This window comes from Azohydromonas sp. (genome assembly GCF_035325925.1).
GTDB lineage: Bacteria > Pseudomonadota > Gammaproteobacteria > Burkholderiales > Burkholderiaceae_C > Calidifontimicrobium.
Genome location: NZ_DAOKZA010000070.1, coordinates 11,224 through 12,533 on the forward strand (window position 1 = coordinate 11,224; position 1,310 = coordinate 12,533).

A 1,310-nucleotide genomic window follows, 5' to 3' on the forward strand; every position below is an offset into this window, starting at 1 on the left:
CCGCAACGCATCGTCTGCCTGACCGAGGAGACCACCGAGTGGCTGTACCTGCTCGGCGAGGCCGACCGCATCGTCGGCATCAGCGGCTACACGGTGCGTCCGCGCCGTGCGCGCGACGAGAAGCCCAAGGTCTCGCATTTCCTCGACGGGCGCATCGAGCGCATCGTCGCGCTCGAGCCCGACCTGGTGGTCGGCTTCTCCGACATGCAGGCCGCGCTGGCCGACAAGCTGATCCGCGCCGGTCTGAACGTGCTGGTGACCAACCAGCGCAGCGTCGAGCAGATCGTCGCCACGCTGCGCCTGGTCGCGTCGATGGTCGGCGCCGTCGACCGTGCCGAGCACTGGATCGCCGCGTGCCGCGCGCGCCACGCCGAGATTGCCGCCGCCGCGGCGCGCTGGCCGCGACGGCCGCGCGTGTACTTCGAGGAGTGGGACGACCCGATGATCAGCGCGATCCGCTGGGTCAGCGAGCTGGTCGGCGTGGCGGGCGGCGACGACGTGTTCCCCGAACTCGCGGCGATGCCGATGGGCCGCGACCGCGTGATCCCCGATGCGCTGGAGCCGGCGCGGCGCGCCCCGGACGTGATCGTCGGCTCATGGTGCGGCAAGAAGTTCCGCCCCGAGAAGGTCGCGGCGCGCTCCGGCTGGGCCGCGGTGCCGGCGGTGCGCGACGGCGCACTGCACGAGGTCAAGTCGGCCGACATCCTGCAGCCCGGCCCGGCGGCGCTGACCGACGGCGTCGAGCGGCTGCACCGGCTCTTCGCCGCGTGGGCCGCGCGCGCGGCCTGAGACGCCGACGCGCACGCTATCCTGAGCGCCCATGTACCAGCGCCACTTCGGCCTCGGCGGCGAGCCGTTTTCGATCGCCCCCGACCCGCGCCTGCTGTACATGAGCGAGCGCCACCGCGAGGCGCTGGCGCACCTGCTGTACGGCGTGCGCGGCGGCGGCGGCTTCGTGCTGCTGACCGGCGACGTCGGCACCGGCAAGACCACCGTGTGCCGCTGCCTGCTCGAACAGGTGCCGGCGCACTGCCACGTGGCCTACATCTTCAATCCGGCGCTCGACGAGCTCGAGCTGCTGCGCACCGTGTGCGCCGAGTTCCACGTGCCGGTCGCCGCGCTGCCCGGCGGCGCGCCGACACGCAAGGACTGCGTCGACGCGTTGAACGCCCACCTGCTGCGCGCGCACGCGGCGGGCCAGAACAGCCTGCTGATCATCGACGAGGCGCAGAACCTGTCGCCGGCGGTGCTCGAACAGCTGCGCCTGCTGACCAACCTCGAGACCAACGAGCGCAAGCTGCTGCAGATCG

2 protein-coding genes are annotated in these 1,310 nt (G+C 72.5%); both read left to right on the plus strand.

Going from position 1 to position 1,310, the window contains the following annotated elements; all coding sequences use genetic code 11:
- The coding region (locus PKC53_RS17480; protein ID WP_324430944.1) for an ABC transporter substrate-binding protein at nt 1-789 on the plus strand (789 nt) is incomplete at its 5' end.
- Nucleotides 790-820: 31 nt separating this feature from the next.
- The coding region (locus PKC53_RS17485) for an AAA family ATPase (protein WP_324430946.1) at nt 821-1,310 on the plus strand (490 nt) is incomplete at its 3' end.